This window comes from Pseudolactococcus piscium, from assembly GCF_002441695.1.
Classification (GTDB): domain Bacteria; phylum Bacillota; class Bacilli; order Lactobacillales; family Streptococcaceae; genus Pseudolactococcus; species Pseudolactococcus piscium.
In genome coordinates, this window is the sequence record NZ_JXJW01000015.1 from 25,779 (window position 1) to 47,721 (window position 21,943).

Annotated in this window: 22 protein-coding genes; 19 read left to right on the plus strand and 3 right to left on the minus strand. The window is 41.1% G+C overall.

The window, feature by feature from the left end; genetic code table 11:
- Window positions 1–12 precede the first annotated feature (12 nt).
- The 18 genes from RU86_RS07965 to RU86_RS08050 all read left to right on the plus strand — a co-directional run bounded on the left by RU86_RS07965 (window position 13) and on the right by RU86_RS08050 (window position 18,056).
- Window positions 13–1,209 carry an SAM-dependent methyltransferase gene (locus RU86_RS07965; protein ID WP_096814859.1) on the plus strand — a complete coding sequence of 399 codons (1,197 nt, stop codon included), beginning with the start codon at window positions 13–15 and terminating at the stop codon, window positions 1,207–1,209.
- 175 nt (window positions 1,210–1,384) lie between these two features.
- Window positions 1,385–5,779 (plus strand): PolC-type DNA polymerase III, encoded by a 4,395-nt coding sequence (locus RU86_RS07970; protein WP_096814860.1) that lies wholly within the window; start codon window positions 1,385–1,387, stop codon window positions 5,777–5,779.
- A 122-nt stretch (window positions 5,780–5,901) separates the two neighbouring features.
- A complete protein-coding gene (gene comGA, locus RU86_RS07975; protein WP_096814861.1) occupies window positions 5,902–6,843 on the plus strand; it encodes a competence type IV pilus ATPase ComGA in 942 nt (313 codons plus the stop codon).
- A complete protein-coding gene (comGB, locus tag RU86_RS07980) occupies window positions 6,725–7,810 on the plus strand; it encodes a competence type IV pilus assembly protein ComGB (protein WP_096814862.1) in 1,086 nt (361 codons plus the stop codon). The genes comGA and comGB overlap by 119 nt, the downstream gene beginning before the upstream one ends.
- Before the next feature lie 32 nt (window positions 7,811–7,842).
- Window positions 7,843–8,160 carry a competence type IV pilus major pilin ComGC gene (gene comGC, locus RU86_RS07985; protein WP_096814863.1) on the plus strand — a complete coding sequence of 106 codons (318 nt, stop codon included), beginning with the start codon at window positions 7,843–7,845 and terminating at the stop codon, window positions 8,158–8,160.
- Window positions 8,102–8,560: a competence type IV pilus minor pilin ComGD gene (gene comGD, locus RU86_RS07990; protein WP_179296250.1), complete on the plus strand. Its 459-nt coding sequence runs from the start codon at window positions 8,102–8,104 to the stop codon at window positions 8,558–8,560. The genes comGC and comGD overlap by 59 nt, the downstream gene beginning before the upstream one ends.
- A 10-nt stretch (window positions 8,561–8,570) precedes the next feature.
- The gene (comGE, locus tag RU86_RS07995; RefSeq protein ID WP_143468103.1) at window positions 8,571–8,837 is read left to right on the plus strand and encodes a competence system putative prepilin ComGE; all 267 of its coding nucleotides are present in this window, start codon (window positions 8,571–8,573) and stop codon (window positions 8,835–8,837) included.
- Entirely contained in the window at window positions 8,812–9,255 is a 444-nt protein-coding gene (gene comGF / locus RU86_RS08000) for a competence type IV pilus minor pilin ComGF (protein WP_245810504.1), read from the plus strand. The genes comGE and comGF overlap by 26 nt, the downstream gene beginning before the upstream one ends.
- Window positions 9,256–9,266: 11 nt before the next feature.
- Window positions 9,267–9,551, plus strand: coding sequence for a competence type IV pilus minor pilin ComGG (gene comGG / locus RU86_RS08005; protein WP_096814866.1), 285 nt, complete (start codon window positions 9,267–9,269; stop codon window positions 9,549–9,551).
- 334 nt (window positions 9,552–9,885) lie between these two features.
- Window positions 9,886–10,602 carry a MurR/RpiR family transcriptional regulator gene (locus RU86_RS08010; protein ID WP_096814867.1) on the plus strand — a complete coding sequence of 239 codons (717 nt, stop codon included), beginning with the start codon at window positions 9,886–9,888 and terminating at the stop codon, window positions 10,600–10,602.
- 106 nt (window positions 10,603–10,708) lie between these two features.
- On the plus strand, window positions 10,709–12,592 hold the full coding sequence (locus tag RU86_RS08015; protein WP_096814889.1) for a glucose PTS transporter subunit IIA: 1,884 nt from the start codon (window positions 10,709–10,711) through the stop codon (window positions 12,590–12,592).
- A 9-nt stretch (window positions 12,593–12,601) separates the two neighbouring features.
- Complete coding sequence (locus RU86_RS08020) at window positions 12,602–14,008, plus strand: glycoside hydrolase family 1 protein (RefSeq protein ID WP_096814868.1); 1,407 nt, start codon at window positions 12,602–12,604, stop codon at window positions 14,006–14,008.
- Between the two features lie 204 nt (window positions 14,009–14,212).
- Window positions 14,213–14,632, plus strand: a complete 420-nt coding sequence (locus RU86_RS08025) for a GNAT family N-acetyltransferase (RefSeq protein ID WP_096814869.1) — start codon at window positions 14,213–14,215, stop codon at window positions 14,630–14,632.
- A 99-nt stretch (window positions 14,633–14,731) separates the two neighbouring features.
- Window positions 14,732–15,583 (plus strand): 4-(cytidine 5'-diphospho)-2-C-methyl-D-erythritol kinase, encoded by an 852-nt coding sequence (ispE, locus tag RU86_RS08030; protein ID WP_096814870.1) that lies wholly within the window; start codon window positions 14,732–14,734, stop codon window positions 15,581–15,583.
- 129 nt (window positions 15,584–15,712) lie between these two features.
- A complete protein-coding gene (locus tag RU86_RS08035; protein ID WP_096814871.1) occupies window positions 15,713–16,162 on the plus strand; it encodes a zinc-dependent MarR family transcriptional regulator in 450 nt (149 codons plus the stop codon).
- Window positions 16,162–16,905: a metal ABC transporter ATP-binding protein gene (locus tag RU86_RS08040; RefSeq protein ID WP_096814872.1), complete on the plus strand. Its 744-nt coding sequence runs from the start codon at window positions 16,162–16,164 to the stop codon at window positions 16,903–16,905. The genes RU86_RS08035 and RU86_RS08040 overlap by 1 nt, the downstream gene beginning before the upstream one ends.
- Window positions 16,898–17,713: a metal ABC transporter permease gene (locus tag RU86_RS08045; protein WP_096814873.1), complete on the plus strand. Its 816-nt coding sequence runs from the start codon at window positions 16,898–16,900 to the stop codon at window positions 17,711–17,713. Before RU86_RS08040 ends, RU86_RS08045 begins: the two co-directional genes overlap by 8 nt.
- A gap of 7 nt (window positions 17,714–17,720) precedes the next feature.
- Entirely contained in the window at window positions 17,721–18,056 is a 336-nt protein-coding gene (locus RU86_RS08050) for a YrdB family protein (RefSeq protein WP_096814874.1), read from the plus strand.
- Between the two features lie 68 nt (window positions 18,057–18,124).
- On the opposite strand, the gene RU86_RS08055 is transcribed toward RU86_RS08050, so the two are convergent.
- The 3 genes from RU86_RS08055 to RU86_RS08065 all read right to left on the minus strand — a co-directional run bounded on the left by RU86_RS08055 (window position 18,125) and on the right by RU86_RS08065 (window position 19,610).
- Window positions 18,125–18,484, minus strand: a complete 360-nt coding sequence (locus RU86_RS08055; protein ID WP_047914722.1) for a DUF1304 domain-containing protein — start codon at window positions 18,482–18,484, stop codon at window positions 18,125–18,127.
- A gap of 65 nt (window positions 18,485–18,549) precedes the next feature.
- Window positions 18,550–19,188: a nitroreductase family protein gene (locus RU86_RS08060; RefSeq protein ID WP_096814890.1), complete on the minus strand. Its 639-nt coding sequence runs from the start codon at window positions 19,186–19,188 to the stop codon at window positions 18,550–18,552.
- A 14-nt stretch (window positions 19,189–19,202) separates the two neighbouring features.
- On the minus strand, window positions 19,203–19,610 hold the full coding sequence (locus RU86_RS08065; protein ID WP_096814875.1) for a MarR family winged helix-turn-helix transcriptional regulator: 408 nt from the start codon (window positions 19,608–19,610) through the stop codon (window positions 19,203–19,205).
- Window positions 19,611–19,746: 136 nt separating this feature from the next.
- Here RU86_RS08065 and RU86_RS08070 point away from each other — a divergent pair, with 136 nt between their 5' ends.
- Window positions 19,747–21,894 carry a transglycosylase domain-containing protein gene (locus RU86_RS08070; RefSeq protein ID WP_096814876.1) on the plus strand — a complete coding sequence of 716 codons (2,148 nt, stop codon included), beginning with the start codon at window positions 19,747–19,749 and terminating at the stop codon, window positions 21,892–21,894.
- Window positions 21,895–21,943 lie beyond the last annotated feature (49 nt).

Sequence of the window (21,943 nt, forward strand, 5' to 3'; positions counted from 1 at the left end):
AAGGGGGAGAAGATGTTAGACAAAACAATCTACAAACAAATTTTTAAAGCAAGTTTTGACGCCCCAATCGACGTTGAATTCTGGGATGGTGAACAAGTAAATTATGGTGATGGTGACCCCATTGCTAAAATCAAACTGAATGAAATCATCCCAATCAAAGATATTATGGCCCATGCATCGCTTACTTTTGGTGAAGCTTACATGGATGGTAAAATCGAAATTGATGGTGACTTACAGCAGTTAGTCACGACAGTTTATGAAGCGAAAGATAGCTTTATGAACAATTCTAAATTCTCAAAGCTCATTCCAAAACGCTCACATTCTGAAAAAGTGAGTAAGGAAGATGTGCAAAGCCACTATGACATCGGCAATGAATTTTATCAAATGTGGTTAGACCCAACGATGACTTATTCATGTGCTTATTTTGCCAGTGAAACTGATTCTTTAGAGGATGCACAATGGAATAAAGTGCACCATATTTTAAATAAATTACACGCAAAACCAAATGAAACGTTACTCGATATTGGCTGTGGCTGGGGGACTTTAATTTTCACCGCAGCAAAAGAGTATAATCTTGAAGCGACTGGTGTGACACTGAGTCAAGAACAATATGATTTTGTTACAGCAAAAATAAAATCAGAAGGCTTAGAAGACCGCGTACATGTCTTTCTAAAAGACTATCGTGAGATCAAACAAACCTATAATCATGTGACGTCAGTAGGGATGTTTGAACATGTTGGTAAAGAAAACCTACAAGAATATTTTGAACAAGTAAATAATCGCCTAGCAGATGATGGGACAGCATTAATTCATGGGATTACTGGACAGCACGATGGTGCGGGTGTGGATGCATGGATTAATAAGTATATCTTCCCAGGTGGTTATATTCCAAATATTGCAGAGAATATCGGTCACATTCTCAATACCTCACTCCAACTGGATGATGTTGAGCCGCTTCGTCGTCACTATCAAAAGACGCTTGAGATGTGGACAGAAAATTTCCATGATGTCAAAGCCGCAGTGGTTGAAGCATATGGTGAGCGGTTCTATCGGATGTGGGATTTGTATTTGCAAGCCTGTGCGGCCTCATTTGAGTCTGGCAATATCGATGTTGTGCAATACTTACTCACAAAAGGTGCATCTGGTAAAAATTTACCAATGACACGTTCTTATATTTATCATGCCGATGTGGCACATGGTGTCAAGTAATTTAAAACACTGGATAAAATTTAAACTGAAACTGCTTAAACGGAGCAGTTTTTTTGTTGTCTAAGATAATAACCCTAAAATTGCACCAAATTTGGTACATTTTAACAGGCTGTTTGCTGAATGTGCATGTGCTATAATAGAAGTATCATCATTCAAGAAACAAGAAAGAAGTCCAATGAACGCGTTATTTGATAAATTAATGGATCAGCTAGAGATGCCGGTCGAGATACGTAACAACCCAGTATTTAAAGGTAATATCGAAAAAGTAGAAGTGCATGCGGTTAGCAAAATCTGGCACTTTTATTTGGCCTTTCCAGCCATTTTACCGATTGGCTTATATAAGGAACTTGTCTATCGGCTAGAGATGGCATTTTCAAACATTGCCAAAACGGAGCTAACGATCCTAACGACAGATGCGCGCTATGATGAAGCCCTACTGAATGATTATTTGCCCACTATTTTTGAGCAACCTGGATGTGATACACCGAGCTTTACAGCGATTTTCAAGAAATATAAATTTATTGCTGGTGAGCAGGCAGCGGATGCCCAGATCTTAGTTGGTGAGCTATCAAATTTAACCTATTTTGTGACCCATTATTTTCCAGTGATGGAGAAGCATTATCAGGGATTTGGCTTTACTGACTTGCATATTACGCCAAAAATCGATTATGAGTTAACCGATAGATTAGTCGCTGAGTACGAGAAGAAATCTGAGGCAGCCCTAGCTGATATTCTTGCCAATCAACCAGAGCCATCTTTTTCAAATGAGCCAGCATTTCCGACAGCAAAAGAAGAGAATTTATCGCCTACTCACCTCGCTTTAGGTAAAGAAATCAAAGCAACAGATACCGTTTTCCAAATGCAGGATGTGGTGAATGAAGAGGCCAATGTCGTTTTTGAAGGCTATGTATTTGCGGCTGAGCACAAGGTCTTTAAAAATCGGACCACTGGCAAGGAAAGTCACATGCTTGAAGTCAAAATGACTGACTATAGCAGTTCGTTTATCATCCAAAAATGGGGGAGAAAACCGGAAGAACAAGCCATGTTTGACTTAGTCAAAAAAGGCATGTGGCTAAAGGTTAAAGGCAGTGTTCAGATGGACCAGTACAAGCATGAGCTTGTCATGAGTGTCCGAGACATGGTCGAAATCAAGGCCAAAAATATCCGTAAGGATCTGATGCCTGATGGTCAAAAACGGGTTGAATTTCACGCGCATACCAACATGTCAACGATGGATGCCATTACTGATGTATCGGATTTGGTTGCCCAAGCCGCACGGTGGGGACATGAAGCGATTGCCATTACTGACCATGCTGGTGCACAAAGTTTCCCGCATGCGCACTCAGCAGGCAAGAAAAATGGGGTTAAGATCCTTTATGGCATTGAAGCTAACCTAGTTGAAGACAGAGTGCCGATTACCTATAATGAAGATGATAGTAACCTATCTGATGCGACCTATGTCGTCTTCGATGTGGAAACAACGGGCCTTTCCGCAGTTTATAACAAACTGATTCAAGTTGCCGCCTCTAAAATGCACAAGGGTAATGTCATCGAACAATTTGATGAATTTATCGATCCAGGTCATCCAGTTAGTGAATTTACGACCCAGTTGACTGGTATTACGGATGATATGGTAAGCGGATCTAAGCCGTTAGAAGAGGTGCTAGTCGCCTTTCAAGCATTTTGCCAAGGCAGTATTCTTGTTGCCCATAATGCCACGTTTGATGTGGGCTTTATGAATATCAACTATCAACGCTACGATTTACCGATCATTACACAACCCGTCATCGATACCTTAGAATTTGCCCGTAATCTCTATCCAGAAATTAAACGTCATGGCTTAGGGCCGTTGACCAAACGTTTCCAAGTTTCACTGGAAAATCATCACTTAGCCAATTTCGATGCTGAGGCAACGGGTCGCTTGTTATTCATCTTCCTAAATGATGCCAAAGAAAAATTTAAGATTACGCTACTGAGTGATTTGAATACAAAAGTAGTTGATGAGAATTCTTATAAGCGAGCGCGTGTCAAGCATGCGACCATTTATGCGAAAACACAGGCTGGCTTAAAAAATCTCTTTAAGCTGATTTCTTTCTCAAATGTCAACTACTTTGCAGGTGTGCCTAGGATTCCTAAATCAGTCCTTGAGACCTATCGCGAAGGCTTGATCATCGGGTCGGCATGTTCTGAAGGGGAAGTATTTGAAGCTGTTACCAATAAATCCTTTGATGATGCCCTTAAAATTGCGGACTATTATGATTTTATCGAAATCATGCCGCCTGCCGTTTATCGGCCGCTTATTGCCAAAGAAACGATAAAAGATGAGGTTGAGTTACAGCGCATTCTAAAAGATATGGTAAAGCTTGCGGATACACTAGGCAAACCAGTACTCGCAACGGGTAACGTCCACTATCTCAACCCAGAAGATGCAGTTTATCGTGAAATCATCGTCCGTTCTATGGGTCCGGGTGCTGTGATTAACCGACCTGTCGGTCGTGGTGAACACGCCATGCCAGCACCACTGCCTGATGTCCATTTTCGGACAACAACTGAAATGCTAGATGCCTTTGCTTTCTTAGGTGAAGCAGTTGCAAGACAGATTGTCATCGAGAATACCCAAAAAATGGCCGCCTCTTTTGATGTCCTAACGCCAGTTCGTGAGGATCTTTATACGCCTTATATTCCTGAGTCTGAGGAAAAAATGGCGAAATTAACCTATGAAAAATCACATGCTATTTACGGCAATCCCTTGCCTGATATTGTTGACTTGCGGATCGAAAAAGAACTGAACTCGATTATTGGGAATGGGTTCTCGGTAATCTATCTCATCTCGCAAATTCTTGTTGAACGCTCCAATAACCGTGGCTATCTGGTTGGTTCCAGGGGATCGGTCGGCTCATCTTTTGTCGCGACGATGACAGGGATTACAGAAGTTAATCCACTGCCACCACACTATGTCTGTCCAGACTGCCAGTTTTCTGAGTTCTTTACTGAAGGGCAATATGGCTCGGGATTTGATATGCCTGAAAAAGAGTGTCCTAAATGTGGGCATAGATTAAAAAAAGACGGCCATGATATTCCCTTTGAAACCTTCCTAGGCTTTAAAGGCGATAAGGTGCCCGATATTGACCTGAACTTTTCTGGTGCCGATCAACCCAGCGCCCATTTAGATGTTCGAGAAATTTTTGGGGCAGATTATGCATTTCGGGCTGGCACGATTGGTACCGTTGCCGAGAAAACAGCCTTTGGCTTTGTCAAAGGCTATGAGCGGGATTACGGTCATTACTATCGTGGTGCAGAAATTGAGCGCTTGGCTGCAGGTAGTACAGGCGTGAAACGAACGACTGGCCAACATCCCGGGGGGATTATCGTTATCCCTGGCTACATGGACGTTTATGATTTTAGTCCAGTAGCCTTCCCAGCAGAAGATGTGAATGCAGAGTGGCAGACCACCCACTTTGATTTCCATGCCATCCATGATAATATCTTGAAGCTCGATATTCTAGGACATGATGATCCCACTATGATTCGTAAACTGCAAGATTTATCAGGTATGGATGCCTCGACAATTCCGATGGACGATCCAGATGTGATGAAAATATTTGCAGGGACAGAAGTCCTTGGTGTCACACCAGAACAAATTTTCTCAAAAACCGGGACACTTGGTGTTCCTGAGATGGGGACAACCTTTGTTCGTGGCATGTTAGAAGAGACGAAACCGAGTACTTTTGCAGAGTTATTGCAAATCTCGGGTCTCTCACATGGGACCGACGTTTGGTTGGGCAATGCACAAGAGTTAATCAAACAAGGGATTGCCAACCTCGCCAAGGTAATCGGTTGTCGTGATGATATCATGGTCTACTTGATTCATGCCGGTCTGGATGAATCGATGGCATTCACGATTATGGAACGCGTTCGAAAAGGCATGTGGAACAAGATGGGTGATGAAGAGCGAGATACCTATATCGCTGCTATGCGAGAAAACGATGTACCAGAATGGTATATTGACTCCTGTAGTAAGATTAAGTATATGTTCCCTAAAGCCCATGCGGCAGCTTATATCATGATGGCACTACGTGTCGCCTACTTTAAAGTGCACATGCCCATCTATTATTATTGTGCCTGGTTTTCTATCCGTGCGAATGCCTTTGACCTAAAAGTCATGGGGGATGGCTTAGCTGCTGTTAAAGCCAAGATGGCAGAGATTAGAGGGAAGGGCTTTGAAGCAAGTAATGTCGAAAATGCCCTTTTTGGCACCTTAGAGTTATGTAACGAAATGCTAGAACGTGGCTTTAAATTTGGCAAATTAGATCTCTATCGAAGTGAGGCCAGTGAGTTCATTATCGAAGGAGACACCTTGATTCCGCCTTTTTCTGCGATGGATGGTCTAGGTGGCAACGTCGCCAGACAGCTTGTTAAGGCGCGGGAAGATGGTGAATTTCTTAGCAAAACAGAGCTTAGAAAACGTGCTGGGGTTTCTCAAACCCTAGTTGATAAGATGGATGAGATGGGCATTCTAGGTAATATGCCAGAAGATAACCAATTAAGTTTATTTGATGATCTATTTTAAATAAGGCGTATAGGCGTCAGTTTTGCTGACCTTGAGTAGCTAATTGGGTCATATGTTATGAAAAAAAATCTGTGAGCGCAACTCGCAGATTTTTTGCGTATGAAAAATTAAGGGGAAAAGCAATGGTCCAGAAATTAGCAAAAACACTCTTACAAGAGGCTGTTAGCTTTGGTGCAAGCGATGTCTATATTTTACCTATTGAGACGACGTTTGCTGTTAGCTTTAGACGTTCGGAGAGTCGTAAGCACTATATCACTTGTTCAGCTGCTGAGGGACAAAGTTTAATCTCACATTTCAAATTTACAGCTGGTATGAACGTTGGCGAAAAGCGACGCCCGCAGTTAGGTGCCTGTACCTATGAGATTGGTGAGCGCAGTCTGAGGCTAAGACTATCTACAGCAGGGGATTTTGAAAACCGAGAAAGTCTGGTCGTTCGATTATTGCCAGATCAAGCGCAACCGCTCTTGTTTTGGGATGAAGCGGCATTGCTATCACTAAAAACGGCGGTGGTAAGTCGGGGGCTTTATTTATTTTCAGGACCAGTAGGTTCAGGGAAGACGACATTGATGCACCATGTTGCAAAAACCAATTTTGCAAATAAACAGGTCATTACGATAGAAGATCCGGTAGAACTTGTCAGGCCAGAGCTTTTGCAATTCCAACTTAATGAAGCAATCGGCAACACCTACGATAGGTTAATTAAATTATCTCTGAGACACATGCCAGATCTTGTCATTGTAGGAGAAATTCGAGACAGTACGACAGCTCGTGCTGTCATACGGGCCAGTTTGACGGGATACACGGTATTTTCGACGATTCATGCCAAATCTGTTCGTGGTGTATATGCCAGATTACTCGCCTTAGGCGTGAGCAAGGATGAGCTAGAAAATGCCTTGTCTGGTATTATCTATCAGCGACTCATAGCAGGAAAAGGGGTGCTAACCTATGCAGATAAAAACTTCTCTAATCACAGCCATGACGGCTGGAATCGGCAGATTGAGGCACTGGTTAGGTCAGGATCTATTCGTGCTAGTCAGGCGACGGTCGAAAAAATTATCAGTTAAACAGCAGGTTAAGTTGCTCAAGCTCATGCATAATTTATTGGTGAGTGGCTTTCATCTATCAGAGATGATTCATTTTCTAGATCATTCAAAGCTAGTTGATCAACGCTTCGTGAACACGATGCGAACCTCTCTAGCAAATGGAGAGACGATTTCGCAGATTTTAGCCAGGTTACAGTTTTCAAAGTCAGTCATAACGCAAGTCGCCTTAGCAGATTATCATGGTGATACCCAGCAAACTTTTGCCTTGGTGACCCAGAACTTGGCAAGTCGACTTCGGGTCAGACAAAAAATGATTGCTGTTAGTACTTATCCTGCTATCTTAGTCGTTGCCTTAGTCATCATGGTTACAGGATTGAAAACGTATCTATTACCTCAGCTTGAAACGACTAATCTGGCTGGGTGGTTGCTAGATGGCTTACCAGTATTAGCTATTGCTGGGAGCATAAGCCTAATGCTTTCGTTCTTATTTTTAAAACGCTATATGAACCGAACATCACCCTTAAAACTGTTTCAAAAAATAGCTTGCTTACCTGTCATTGGTAAGTTTATCAAGACTTACTTAACCGCCTTTTATGCTAGAGAGTGGGGAAATTTGATCAAGCAAGGCCTAGAGATGCGACAAATTTTATCACTTATGCTAGTGCAAGATGATCGGTTATTTCGTGAAATAGGCCAGGATTTGTTAGCTGCCATGCAACTTGGCAGGCCCTTTCATGAGCAAATCGCTAGCTATCGTTTTTTCACAGCGGAACTCTCTTTGATGATCGAATATGGGGAGATGAAGTCAACCTTAGGTGAGGAACTCCTATTATATTCAGATGCTTCATGGCAGGTCTTTTTTGACAGGGTAGATACAGCGATGAATTTGGTGCAACCCTTGATATTTTTATTTGTGGGATTGATGATTGTTTTAATCTATGCAGCCATGTTATTACCTATCTATGCGCAGATGGATTTGGGGATGTAAGTAGGAGGTTTAGAAAATGGGAGGAAAAAAGGATGATGCATAAAAAAATGGTAGCCGCTTTTACCTTACTAGAGATGTTGATTGTTTTGATGATCATCAGTATCCTCATCTTGCTATTTGTCCCCAATTTATCATCTCAAAAGACGACGATTAAGGAGACTGGTAACGCTGCTGTGGTTAAAGTGGTTGCGTCTCAGGCAGAATTATATCAGCTTAATCATTCGGGAAAAGTATCTTTGAAAATATTACTAGAAAACGGTAATATCACACAACAACAGGTGGACGCGTACCATGCTTATTATGCACTGGCTAAAAACAAGGGTGAGAAACCAGAAATTCCGGCAGATTAGGGCCTTTACGCTACTTGAGTCCTTGGTCACATTATCCATATCCTGCTCGATTATCTTATTATTTACTAATACTTACCAAGATACGCTCCATGCAGTCCGAGGTCAACTGTTTGTCCTACAGTTTGAAAGCACGTTAAAGCATCAGCAAGCACAAGCCATCACGAGGGCAGAAACGCGGTCGCTATCTGCGACAGATCATGTCGTCAAGATGAATGGTCAAGTCCTCGATACACCAAAAGAGACGCTATTTTCGGATTTTAATATTACCTTTAAAGAAAATGGCAATATCAAATCTATCAAATCAGCTAAGATTATCATTACTTTACCTTATGAAGGGAATAAGCAGGTAATTTATCAGTTGCAGTTAGGAAGTGGTCAATATAAAAAAACAACAAGTTAGGGGATATATCTTGCTGGAGAGCTTACTAACCATGGTGCTACTTGCCATCATGAGCACCGTTGTCTTAGTCGAGATTTCAAAATCTAGGGGCGCACTTGCTAGACAAAATGAAAAGATTGCCGTCTTAAATCTGGCCTTGATGGCATTTGATAGTGGCCAATCAAGCTTAAGTCAAAATGGTGTTACTGTCAAACTAGAAAAAAGAGATAAGAAGCTTGTGGTGACGCATAAGGCACAGGAGGTAGTCAGTCTTGAACTATTGCAAGAAATACCTTAAAGCCTTTACGCTACTAGAGAGTTTGGTAGCACTTTTATCTGTTTCTTTATCCGTTTTGGTCATTCAGGGCATGACGCATTTGATTGTCCAGGAAGTTGCAATCATTCGGCAATCACGAGAGAATGAGTGGCAAATTTTTTGTAATTTACTCAGACGTGAATTCGAAACGACTAGGTTGGAAAAGGTCAGTCAAAATTTTTTATATGTTAGCACAGAAAAAGGGTCTAGACGCTATGGTATGAAGGCAGGCGCGGATGATTTTAGGAAGACGAATGCATCGGGTCAAGGCTATCAGCCCCTGATTTTTGGGGTATCCTCTGTTAGCATATCAGCCAAACAGCAGGTTGTCACGATCAAGCTGACCTTTAAAAAAGGAGAAGAGAGAACATTTATTTACGCATTTTCAAAAAACGAGTAAAGGGTGGTATCATGCTCTATGCCTTATCGATTTCAGTTATTTTTGGCATGATCTTGAGTTTTTATTTGGCAGCGATGGTGGAGAATCAGAACAACTTAATTGCCCAAGAATCTTTTTTATACGCCCAACTCATGGCAAAGCTGACTATAGAAAGACGTTCAGATAAATTGGCCGGTCAGCTCCGCTTTGACAAAGGGGATGTTAGCTATCAGCAGCAAGATAAAGTGATACAGGTAACAGTTACCTTAGTATCTGGTGATCGGTATCAGTTCCGAGTGCTTACTGGGTCGCCTTAACGGCTTGGTATGATGTTTTGCCATTCGTGCATGGCGTGACGCGACTTGTTAAAGCTTACCCATATATCTTGCAGCAACACAACCTTATCCTGAATTAAAGGGAACCAAGGTCATACTTGTGCTTCAGATTGTGATGCACGTTATAAGTTTTCAGACAAAGTACGCTAAATACTCGTATTTTGTCTTTTTTCTTGTTACACTTGAAGTATCAAATTAAGCGGACAAGTAGCGATTTACTAGCAGATAGACTCAGAATATTTGTGGTCATATCAGCAGATAGCGATAATGCCTTGTAAATAGAGAGGGGTGAGGTCAAATCAATCTTGACAAAATTTTGAAGTCAATTAAGCTCAATGAGACGGAGAAACAGATCCTGCAGTATTTACAAGATAATATTGAGGACTTAGGACATATTGGCATCCGGAAAGTTGCGGATGCTAACTGGACGTCACCTTCTTCTGTTTTTCGATTAGCTCAGAAACTAGGTTTCTCAGGTTATAAGGAATTTAGCTATTATTTGACCTCACATACACTAGCTAAGCAAGATGTGACAAGTGAAACCGACATTTTAGCACTGGCTAGAGATATTAGTCTGACACTGTCTTGTAATCAGTCTGCTTTAGACAAGTTGATAGACACGATGGGAGCTCAGAGTTCTATTCTGATGATTGCTAATGGCTACTCTGATATTATCGCTAGCTATTTTGCTAAGAAGTTGACAGTTTATGGGTATCGCGTCATCCAAATCAGCTCTTCTGGTTCCTATACGACTGTCGAAAATAATCTGGCGCATATCACGCATATTATCATCCTAACGCGTAGTGGTGAAACGAGAAGTTTGATAGCCATTCTCAAAAAATTTCCCATACAGGATAAGGTCATCATTTGTTTTACACAAGAAGTCAAAAGTACGATTGCCAAGTTAGCAGATGTTACCTTTGCCATTATTGATGAGAATCAAGGTGACTGGGACAATATCAATTACAGTCAATTTCATCCGATGCTGTTATTTTTTATAGAGCATCTACTCAGCAAGCTCCATCATAAATGAAAAAAAATACCAACTATTGAAAAAAATTTCAAAGTTGGTATTTTTAATTTCTTACTTGTTTGACCATGCTATAATAAGGCGACAAGAAATGAAAGGGCTTACAAATATGGATTATGAAGAAATTGCGCGTGAGATTATTACAAACGTCGGTGGCAAAGAGAACATTGCTAACCTGACACATTGTTTTACTAGATTACGCTTTGAACTCAAAGCGGTTGATCAGGTCAACACAGAGAAGCTGAATCAAGTTGAGGGTGTCATATCGACACTATACAGTTCGGGTCAGTACCAAGTTGTGATTGGCAATAAGGTAGAAAAAGTATTTGATGCTGTTCAAGATAAGCTAGGGCCTGCTCAATCAAGCACAAGCAGCACACACTCAGTTAAAGAACGTCTCTTGATTTTGGTGACACAGATTTTTACACCTGTCGTGCCAGCTATTGCTGCTTCAGGTTTGATTAAAGGTTTACTGACTGCGGCTAAGCTATTACTCCAACGTGTTTTGGGGATAGATATTTCGACATCAGATACCTATAATTTATTATTTATGGCAAGCCAAGTGATTTTTTACTTCATGCCGATTTTTTTAGCTTATACTGCTGCTAAGGCATTAAAAGTAGATAAATTTTCTGCGATGGTTTTAGGCGGTTTCCTAGTCTATCCACAAGTGAATGATATGATGCTGGATTATAAGACAGCTGCCAGTATGTTTGGTATGCCTTTTGTTAAGGGTGCTTGGGGAAGTGGAGATAACTTGCGTGTTTTTTCCTATGTAGAATCTGTTATTCCGATTATCTTGACCGTCGCTGTTTTATATTATTTGGAAAAGGGGTTGAAACGCGTTGTGCCTGATATCTTAAAAATCATACTGGTACCAGGACTTTCGCTGATTATTATGTTGCCAATCATGTTAGGCATAACTGGCCCGATCGGCATCTATCTAGGGAATGGCATTCAGGCAGCTTATAATGCAGTGATGACCTTTAGTCCATTACTGGGTGGTGCACTTATCGGTGGTGGTTGGGGCATCTTTGTCATTTTTGGGGCGCACAGAGCCCTCCTACCGATTGGCTTGAATGATGTGGCCTTAACAGGCAAGCAGAATCTGCTAGCCTTTGCTGGTGCAGCGAATTTTGCCCAAGGTGGTTCAGTCTTGGGTGTTGCACTCAAAACAAAAAATAAAGAGCTAAAGAGTGTCAGCTGGTCAGCGCTTATTTCAGCTGTATTAGTTGGGATCACAGAACCAGCTATTTATGGCGCAAACTTACGACTTAAGAAACCGATGCTGGCTGCAATCATTTCAGGTGCTGTTGGCGGTGCCATCATGGGCCTTGGAAATGTCTATGGGGATGCCTTTGCAAATAATGGTGTCCTAACGATTTTTACCTACGCAGCTTTTGGTATGACGTCATTTATGTATTATCTAGTGGGCTGTCTAGTTGCCTTTATTGGGGCAGTTGGTTTGACTTATCTTTTAGGATTTGAGGATATACCTGATCAAGTAAGTGATAGGCAAGACGAATTGGGTGCTGCAAATCAGGAGGACATGCGCATTACATCGCCTGTTTCGGGCAGGTTAATACCTGTTGAAAGCGTTAATGATCCGGTTTTTTCCAAAAATATGATGGGAAAAAGTGTGGCAATCGTAGCAGAAAAAGGGACTTTAGTCGCACCTGCCAGCGCTCGTGTAACGATGCTTTGCAAAACACAGCATGCCTTAGGGTTAAGGCTAGATAATGGTTTTGACTTACTCATTCATTTAGGGATTAATACAGTTGAACTTAATGGTGCATTTTTTGACATGCAAGTTGCGGTTGGTGATCGTGTCGTCGCTCATCAGGGGTTAGGAACCTTTGATATCGCAAAAATTAAAGCAGCTGGATATGATCCGACGGTGTTGATTGTCCTGACAAATAACGAAAAATTTGGGTTAAAAGGCTTACAAGAAACACAGTTAGTGACAATAGATGATGCAATTTATATCAAGTAAGGAGTAAGGATGTTTCCTAAAGAGTTCTACTGGGGCGCAAGCTCGTCAGCCTTCCAAATTGAAGGCGCCTGGGATGAAGCTGGTAAAGGGTTAACAGTCGCAGACTATAACGCATTTAAACGGCGTCATCTACAAGCTGATACGAAAGTTGCCAGTGATTTTTATCATCATTACAAAGCTGATATTGCTATGATGCAAGCACTTGGTTTAAACATGTATCGATTTTCTATCTCTTGGGCACGTATTATCCCAGATGGGGATGGAGAAGTGAACCAAAAAGGGATTGCCTTTTATAATGCGGTCATCGATGAGCTGATTAAACATGACATAACGCCTTTTGTTACCTTATATCATTTTGACTTGCCCTTTGCATTGGTTGAAAAGTATAATGGTTGGGCAGATAAGCGAACGGTTGATGCCTTTGTCAGATATGCCGCACTATGTTTTCAGCATTTCGGTGATCGTGTGAAAAAATGGCAGATTAATAATGAACAAAACTTGATGGTGCGTGTGAACGAGCGGCTTAACATTTATGAACTTGAAGGTGAAGCAGCCGAACGATTGCGTGTGGTCATGGACCACCATATGTTTTTAGCTTATGCCAAGGCGTCAAACCTGTGTAAAACACGCGTCAAAGATGGGGAGGTGGGGCCAGCTATTTCAGCTACAGTTACTTATCCGCTAACCAACAAGCCCACAGATGTGATGTCAGCTATTTGGAACAATCGTTTAAAAACAGATTACTGTTTAGATACGCATGTTAATGGTGCCTATCCAGCCTATTATCGCAAGTACTTACGAGATACTAACCGAGATCCTACTTTTTCTCAAGCGGACCAAGCGGTCTTAAAGTTAGCAGTCGTCGATTTTATTTCGGTTAACTACTATAAGACCTTGACTAGTCGTTATCTTGTGTCAGATGAAGTTAATCCAATCGGCACAAAGGTAGCGGGATTTAATATCGTTGACTACAATATGCATGGGTATTGGGAGATTGTTAAAAATGAACATCTAGCAGCAAGTGACTACGGCGCAGAAATTGACCCGACTGGCTTGAGAATTGCTTTAAATCAGTATTGGAGAACCTATCATAAACCCCTTATCGTTACGGAGAATGGGTTGGGGACCGCAGATATTTTGGAAAATGGGCAAGTACACGATGACTATCGTATTAGCTATCTTAACGAACATTTACTAGCGATTAAAGATGCCTTGGATGACGGTGTATCAGTTCTAGGCTATAATTGCTGGTCTGTCATCGATCTGCTAAGTTCTCACCAAGGCTTCAAAAAACGATATGGGTTGATTTTTGTTGATCGGACTGATTTTGAACAAAAGGAGTTAAAACGCATACCTAAGGCTAGTTACTATTGGTATCAGAAAGTTATTGCATCAAATGGGGATACATTAGCATAAGCAGGAAATAGCTAATAGCTATTTCCTGTTTTTCATACAGTTCTTTTGTCACCAGTTAGATCAATTAACAGATAGGCAATCAATGCTTCAGTATGGTAAAATAAGGTCTAAGATCGGTTGTTAGATTTTTCTGCCGTATTAAAAAAACTGAGTATGTTTCAGCATCTTGTGTTTCCAGTCACTAAAACTGGTAGAAAGTAAATCATGTCAATTATTGAAGTAGATTATAAAGAAAATGCAGGTAACATTGCTAATTTGCTTGATGCCTACACGCGTGTTCAAGCACCAGAAGCGATTGAGACACCACGAAAGAAGCTAAGCTTTGCCCTAGTTATTGATGATGACATCGTCTCTAGGATTACGGGGTCAATCTCGTTTAATGGCTTACATATCGAGTTATTCATGTCTAGTAACCAAGCGAGAGGAAAGGGATATGGCTCTCAATTATTTGCACACATTGAGAAAATAGCGATTGAAAATGGCTGTCATTATATCGTGTTGGAAACGATGAGTTTTAATGCGCCGAAATTTTATCTGGATAGAGGGTTTGACATTATCAAGCAAGTAGACGACTCACCTATAGATGGAGAAAAAATGTACTTTATGTTTAAATCACTAAGGTAGTCATTCTGTTTTGCTGGTTGTTTTTTAAGATTAGCTTGCTAGAGTTATACTGTTGCTATTCCCTGAAAAGTCAGCTAATAAATATGGTAAAATAGGAATATGGAAATTACAGAAAAGGCACCAGCCAAGATAAATCTTGGCTTAGATGTGATCAGCAAGCGGAAAGATGGCTATCATGAATTAGATATGATTATGGCAAGCGTCGACTTATCGGATCGGATTACAGTGAGAGAACTGCCAGACTCGTCAGACATTATCTTACAATCCAATTCAAGTTTTGTTCCTTTAAATAAAAAGAATCACGTGTATAAAGCAGCAGCTCTAATCAAGAAAAAGTTTCATATCGAGACAGGTGTTGATATTTATATCGATAAAAAAATACCAGTAGCCGCAGGCCTCGCAGGTGGGTCATCTGATGCTGCTGCCACTTTACGTGCCTTGAATCAACTCTGGCAGTTGGGGTTGAACTTGGCTGAGCTGGCGAAATTAGGGGAGGAAATTGGGTCGGATGTCCCCTATTGTGTCTACGGTCAGACAGCTCGTGTGACAGGGCGTGGCGAACATGTCAAGCCAATCACCAATCCTAAAAAACCTTGGGTAATACTTGTTAAGCCTGCCTTTGGTGTATCAACACCTGATATTTTTCGGCATGTCGACTTGGCTACCATCACGCATCCCGATATCGATACACTTGAGGCAGCTGTCGTTAACGCTGATGTAGATAAGGTCTTACAAAATTTAGGGAACTCACTAGAGGATGTGACGTTAGACAAGCATCCTCTGATTTCGAAGATTAAAGCACATTTGATGGCAAGAGGAGCAGATGCTGTTTTGATGAGTGGCAGTGGGCCAACTGTTTTTGCTCTATGCCATCAGGAGAAAAAGGCGCATCGTATCTGTGACAGTATCAAAGGCTTTTGTAATGAGGTCTATCTAGTCAGAATGCTTTGATCCTCTCCGGATCAAGCTGATATCTACCAAGACTACTATCATAAAAAGGCTATCCGATGACGGATAGCCTATTTTTCTTGACATTTTAAATTAGGATGATATACTTAACTGGTAAAGGAAATATAGAAAATGGAAAATAATAAACAAGCACTCAGTCAAAAAATAGATTTATTTTTTGCCAAGATTATGCAACTTGCTGAAAATAAGCAAGAGGTTTTACTAGGCAAATGTGAATCTGGAGCAGGGTTGACAAATACACAAGAACATATTTTGATGTTACTACTACAAGATGAGCTGACCAATGCAGAATTGGCGGACATGCTGAATGTCTCGCCTGCAGCAGTGACGAAAGCGCTGAAAAAATTGCAGCAGCTTAGTTTGGTATGCTCAGAAAAATCGGCATCAGATGCACGGATTGTCCTGTGGCATTTGTCAGAAGAAGGTAGACCGATAGCCAAAGAGCATGGGCATCATCATCAAGCGACGCTTGCGACGTATTCAGAAGTGGTGTCAGAGTTTTCAGATAAGGAACAAGAAACGATCATGGCATTTTTAGAAAAGATGGAGAGGAAGTTTTGATGAGCTATATCAAAGTAAAGGATTTGAGTTTTGTTTATGATGCAGAACCTGTCTTAGCGGGCGTCTCTTTCCAGATAGATGCTGGTGAATTTGTTACCCTGACAGGTGAAAATGGTGCTGCAAAATCAACGCTTGTCAAGGCAAGTTTAGGGATTATCAAGCCTAAGACTGGTGAAATTACGATTGCTAAGCAAAATACAAAGGGCAAAAAATTAAGAATTTCCTATCTGCCACAGCAAATCGCGAGTTTTAATGCTGGGTTTCCAAGCACAGTCAAAGAGTTTGTTGTTAGTGGCCGATTCCCACGTAATGGCTGGTTTAAACGGGTAACAGCACATGACCTGGAGCACGTCGAAAAATCACTTCGTTCAGTTGGTATGTGGGACCAACGTGATAAACGGATGGGTGCATTATCTGGTGGTCAAAAACAACGGATCGCAATCGCCAGAATGTTTGCCAGTGACCCGGATCTTTTTATCCTGGATGAGCCGACGACCGGCATGGATGATGTCAGTCGCTCAGATTTTTATCGGTTGATGCACCATGCTGCGCATAAACATGGTAAAGCAGTCTTGATGATTACCCATGATGCAGCTGATGTCGCAGCTTTTGCAGATCGAAATATTCATCTAGTACGCAAACAAAATACGCAATGGCGTTGTTTCAGTGTACATGAAGAGGGAGCAGAGCTGCCAGCTAATCAAGCAACAGTTAGCAAGGAGAAAGAGGTGATGGGTGTTTAGTTTATTTCAATACGAGTTCATGCAACGTGCCTTTTTCGCAATTGTTGCCATGTCATTATTTGCCCCCCTCTTGGGTGTGTTCTTGGTCCTGCGTCGTCAAAGTTTGATGAGTGATACGCTGAGTCATGTGTCATTAGCTGGGGTTGCCTTTGGGTTATTCATCGGTATCTCGCCGAATCTATCGACGATTGCGGTCGTTATTTTAGCAGCTATTTTACTAGAATATTTAAGAAGACTCTATCGCAATTTTTTGGAAGTGGCGACAGCTATTCTGATGAGTCTTGGCCTATCTTTAGCCTTAATTTTTTCTAGTGCTGGTAGAGGTAAGGGTATTAACTTAGACCAATACCTGTTTGGCTCTATCGTGACAGTCTCACAGACACAGGTTATCTTACTTGCAATACTTGCAGCTGTTGTTTTAGTTGTCTTTGTCTTGTTTATGCGACCGATGTACGTCATGACTTTTGATGAAGATACAGCGCTAGTAGATGGCTTGCCTGTCAGAACGATGTCTGTTTTGTTTAATGTGGTAACAGGGGTCGCTATAGCCTTGATGATTCCAGTAGCAGGTGCCTTGTTAGTATCAGCAATCATGGTCATGCCAGCATCGATTGCCATGCGACTTGGCTTGACCTTCAAACGCGTACTTGCCCTGTCTGTGCTTATCGGCTTTATCGGCATGCTCTCTGGTCTGGTCATTTCTTATGAGAGTGGCGCTCCAGCTAGCGCGACGATTACGCTTGTCTTTGTCGCAGTCTTTATCGTCACACTCCTTGCTCAAAAACTAATGAGCTTGGCTAGAAGCTAAAAGTTTCATGGTAAAACTTACAAATCTTGTCTTATCGTTCTTGTTAGAAATTGTGGCGGTAGTAGTGATTGGCTACTGGGGATTTACTCTTGAAGTGTCAAAAGTAGCGTGCTTCCTAGTTGGCATAGGTCTACCTCTCGTATTTATTTTGATTTGGGGGAGGTTTTGTGCCCCAGCTTCAGCTCATCGGCTATCAGCTCAGTGGCTTATCTGGCTAAAACTGCTGATGTTTGGTCTTGCTGCCTTGTCGCTTTTTTTGAGGAATGGCTTGGTGCCGGCGATTTGTTTTTTTGTCCTTGTTATCCTACATATTGGGATGAGTACACGATTTAAAACGCTATAGAAAAAAACCAGACCGTCATTGTGACGGTCTGGTTTTTTCTATCTGAGTTAACAGAGTTATTTGCTTGCTTAGAAGAAGGTAGAGATGAGCGCTAATATCGCTAAACCACCTTGTGTTAAGATAATTTTTTTATTGCTTGTAAAACTACCGTACAAAGCAACTAGAATGATGTAAATTAAGATCAGTCTGTTTATCTCCATAGATGCACTAGAAAAGAAATTGGCATAGAGTAAGCCGATACCAATCAAGCCATTATAGATACCTTGGTTTTTAAATAAAGCTGTTACAGACTCTCTTTTGAGTTCTTCTTGTGCCATATTAAAGACTTTTCCAGTCGCTTCAGATGTCGTTGCGATACTTTCTAAGTACATGATGTAAAAGAATTCTAAAGCAACTAAAGTGCTCAAAATCATTGATAAAAGTGACATACAGTTTCTCCTTCATAAAAGCTTATAACTCCTGCTTGCTCAGATAAGTCATAAGTATTGGGTGATTATTTAAATTCAGTAACTTTTTCTGCAGGTAAGCGAACAGATGTGTAACCAGCTTCTGCAGCTTTTCCGATAGATACGACCATAACTGGTACGTAACGCTCTTTGTCAAGATCAAACGCTTCAGCTAATTGGTCACTTTCGAAACCACCGATTGGATTTGTATCATAACCATGTGCACGTGCAACAAGCATGAATTGCATTGCAGCTAAGCTTGTATCAACTTTAACAACATCATTCATTTGTGCTGTGGTAAAGTTATCGTAAAAAGGAATGATAGAAGCCAATTGACGATCTCTCACGTCTTGTGGCATTTTGCCTTCTGCTACAGCTTGGTCATAAATTTCTTCACCAAGTGTTTGACATGCCATATCTCCAAAAAAGAGGACCATTGCAGCTGATGTATCATTTTGAAGTGCGTTGAAGCGAACGAGTGGTTTCAAGATTGCTTTTTGCTCTTCACTTTCAACGACGATAAAACGCCATGGTTGCATATTAACTGATGAAGGCGCAATCGTTGTTTCTTGGATCATTTCTAGCATTTCTTCGTGAGAAATTTTAACTGATTCGTCATAAGCACGGATAGATTTTCTACCGAAGGCGATATCAGCGAAGTCGTTATTTTTAAGGTTATGTGTCATTTTATGGTCTTCTTTCATTTTACTAATCTAGTTAAGAGGTCAAGGAGTGTCTCTTCTTCTGCTTGACTTAAGGGAAGGTGAATTTTATTGCTGTTAGCATCATAGTGTGTTTCACAGGATGCTAGTGCTTCATTTGCTTGGGCAGTTGCACTGACGAAGACTTCACGATTATTCGCTTTATTTCTCTCTCGCGTCACGTAGTGTTTGTCTTCTAGTACTTTTAGGTGTCTTGTAACTGCCGCACTGTCTATCTTTAATGCATTTTGCAATGTTGACTGAGGAGACTTACCATGTTCTTTTAGAAACATGATCAATTCATATCGCGTAATGCTAAAGCCAGTTTCTTTTTCAAATTTAGTCGTTATTTCTTGGTTGACCAATTTGATTTGATAAAAAAGTTTACTTATATGTCTTATATTCAAACAATGCTCCTTTCTGTTGACTTGTCAATCGTTGACTAGTCAATTATACGATAGTTACGATTATTTGTAAACTAATTTGATTTGAGATCAGGATAATGTTTAAGGTACATCTAGTAAAGTATGTTAAAATAAGGCTATGACAGAAAATGAACAAAAGAGAGCTAGCTTGAGTCGGTCGCAAAAAAATAGTGACCCAGAGCTAGATCCTAAAGTGAAATCTAAAAAACGACAACTGGTACCAGCACCAATAAAACGGTTTTGGAAAAAATATAATTTAACAAAAATCGCGATTGCTATCGTTCTTTTTGTAGTGCTTGCAACAGCGAGTTACTTACTCTTTTTAGCGAAAACAGCTGATGTGAAAACCCTTAAACAATCGATGGAGGCACGCACTGAAATCATCGATAAAGATGGTAAATCAGCAGGGACGATGTATGGTCAAAAAGGGACGACCGTTAAGTTTGAGGATATATCGGATAATATCAAAAATGCAGTCGTGGCAACAGAGGATAGAACTTTCTATAAGAATAGTGGCATCAATATTAAGCGCACAATCCTTGCTGTCATGACCTTGGGGAAATTTGGTGGTGGGTCGACGATTACCCAACAACTAGCTAAAAATGCCTATTTAACACAGAAACAAACGGTTGACCGTAAGGCTAAGGAATTATTCTTGGCACTTGAAATTAACAAAAAATATGAGAAAAACGACATCCTGACCATGTACCTAAATAACTCTTATTTTGGCAATGGCATCTGGGGTATACAAGATGCAAGTCTCAAATACTATGGTAAATCAGCTAAAGATATCTCAGTAGAGCAGGCTGCGACATTAGTTGGTATTTTGAAATGGCCGGAAGCTTATAATCCGCTTTATAAGGAAGGAAAATTTGCTAAGGATCGTCGTGATACTGTTTTGCAAAATATGGTGAATACAAAATTTATCACCCAGGACGTTGCAACTGCTGGCATGCAGGTTGGGATTACCAGTAATTTAGCAGATGCATATGTTGGCAAAGATGATGACTATAATTATCCGAGTTATTTTGATGCAGTTATCCAGGAAGCAATCAGCAAATATGGGCTAAGTGAACAGGACATTTTAAATAATGGTTACAAGATATACACAGGCTTAGATCAAAGTATGCAGACTGGTATGCAGACAACCTATGCCAGCACAACACAGTTTCCAGTAGCATCTGACGGTGTTAGCGCCCAGTCCGCATCGGTAGCGCTTGATCCTAAGAGTGGAGAAGTTGAAGCGTTAATAGGGCGCGTACCAACGGCTGAACACAATAGTTTCCGAGGCTTTAACTTTGCGACGCAGTCTGGACGTAGTCCTGGCTCAACGATCAAACCCTTGATTGTTTATGCACCAGCTATTGAGGCAGGATGGTCGATTAATAAAACAGTTCATGACCAAGCAACTGACTATAATGGGTGGGCACCATTAAATGCAGATAGACGCTGGCATGGGGATATGCCCTTATATCAAGCCCTTGCCAACTCATATAATATTCCAGCAATCAATACCTTTAAGTCAGTCGGTATTCAAACAGGTATCGCTAAAGGTAAGCAGTTTGGCTTGGACTTAACAAGTAAAAATGACAACCTAACAACTGCATTAGGTGCTGGCGTTGAAACCAATCCATGGCAGATGGCACAAGCCTATGCAACATTCGCAAACGATGGGATTATGAATGATGCCCATCTTATCAAAAAAATTACCAATGCGAGTGGTCAGACAATCGCAACGGCTAAAGTTAAGTCAACACGAGTGATTGATAGTAAAACAGCACAGAAGATGACAAGTATGATGCTAGGCACCTATACAAATGGCACAGGGATTTACGCAGCGCCTTATGGCTACACCCTTGCAGGTAAGACAGGCACAAATGAAGATATCGACCAGTGGGTGATTGGCTACACACCAGATGTTGTGATGACACTTTGGCTCGGCTATGAAAATCCGCAGAGTCCACTACACCGACTAGATGACACATCAGCTGGTACAGCATCTGCTGTTTTCAGAACGATGTCGAGTGCGATTCTACCCGCGACCAATAAGACACAGTTTACAGAAGAAAATGCTTATAGTCTAGCTGGATTAGATCCGGTTACAAGTCCATCAAAAGATCAAGCGACAACAGATGTCGTCAATGAAGCTAAGGATAAAACAAAAGAAATCACAGATAAAGCTAAGGACTTCACAGATAAAGCCGGTGAGAAAGTGAAAGAAGTCGGCGGTAGCATCTGGGACAGGGTTAAGTCATTGTTTGACTAGTCAGCTATTTTTTGATAAAATTATGTGTCAGATATAATGAAGATAGTGT

What these genes read in the sequence shown, in the direction of transcription:
- RU86_RS07965 (WP_096814859.1), top strand. Translation starts at nt 13, where the DNA reads ATGTTAGACAAAACAATCTACAAACAAATTTTTAAAGCAAGTTTTGAC.
- RU86_RS07970 (WP_096814860.1), top strand. Translation starts at nt 1,385, where the DNA reads ATGAACGCGTTATTTGATAAATTAATGGATCAGCTAGAGATGCCGGTC.
- comGA (WP_096814861.1), top strand. Translation starts at nt 5,902, where the DNA reads ATGGTCCAGAAATTAGCAAAAACACTCTTACAAGAGGCTGTTAGCTTT.
- comGB (WP_096814862.1), top strand. Translation starts at nt 6,725, where the DNA reads ATGCAGATAAAAACTTCTCTAATCACAGCCATGACGGCTGGAATCGGC.
- comGC (WP_096814863.1), top strand. Translation starts at nt 7,843, where the DNA reads ATGATGCATAAAAAAATGGTAGCCGCTTTTACCTTACTAGAGATGTTG.
- comGD (WP_179296250.1), top strand. Translation starts at nt 8,102, where the DNA reads ATGCTTATTATGCACTGGCTAAAAACAAGGGTGAGAAACCAGAAATTC.
- comGG (WP_096814866.1), top strand. Translation starts at nt 9,267, where the DNA reads ATGCTCTATGCCTTATCGATTTCAGTTATTTTTGGCATGATCTTGAGT.
- RU86_RS08015 (WP_096814889.1), top strand. Translation starts at nt 10,709, where the DNA reads ATGGATTATGAAGAAATTGCGCGTGAGATTATTACAAACGTCGGTGGC.
- RU86_RS08020 (WP_096814868.1), top strand. Translation starts at nt 12,602, where the DNA reads ATGTTTCCTAAAGAGTTCTACTGGGGCGCAAGCTCGTCAGCCTTCCAA.
- RU86_RS08025 (WP_096814869.1), top strand. Translation starts at nt 14,213, where the DNA reads ATGTCAATTATTGAAGTAGATTATAAAGAAAATGCAGGTAACATTGCT.
- ispE (WP_096814870.1), top strand. Translation starts at nt 14,732, where the DNA reads ATGGAAATTACAGAAAAGGCACCAGCCAAGATAAATCTTGGCTTAGAT.
- RU86_RS08035 (WP_096814871.1), top strand. Translation starts at nt 15,713, where the DNA reads ATGGAAAATAATAAACAAGCACTCAGTCAAAAAATAGATTTATTTTTT.
- RU86_RS08040 (WP_096814872.1), top strand. Translation starts at nt 16,162, where the DNA reads ATGAGCTATATCAAAGTAAAGGATTTGAGTTTTGTTTATGATGCAGAA.
- RU86_RS08050 (WP_096814874.1), top strand. Translation starts at nt 17,721, where the DNA reads ATGGTAAAACTTACAAATCTTGTCTTATCGTTCTTGTTAGAAATTGTG.
- RU86_RS08055 (WP_047914722.1), bottom strand. Translation starts at nt 18,484, where the DNA reads ATGTCACTTTTATCAATGATTTTGAGCACTTTAGTTGCTTTAGAATTC.
- RU86_RS08060 (WP_096814890.1), bottom strand. Translation starts at nt 19,188, where the DNA reads ATGACACATAACCTTAAAAATAACGACTTCGCTGATATCGCCTTCGGT.
- RU86_RS08070 (WP_096814876.1), top strand. Translation starts at nt 19,747, where the DNA reads ATGACAGAAAATGAACAAAAGAGAGCTAGCTTGAGTCGGTCGCAAAAA.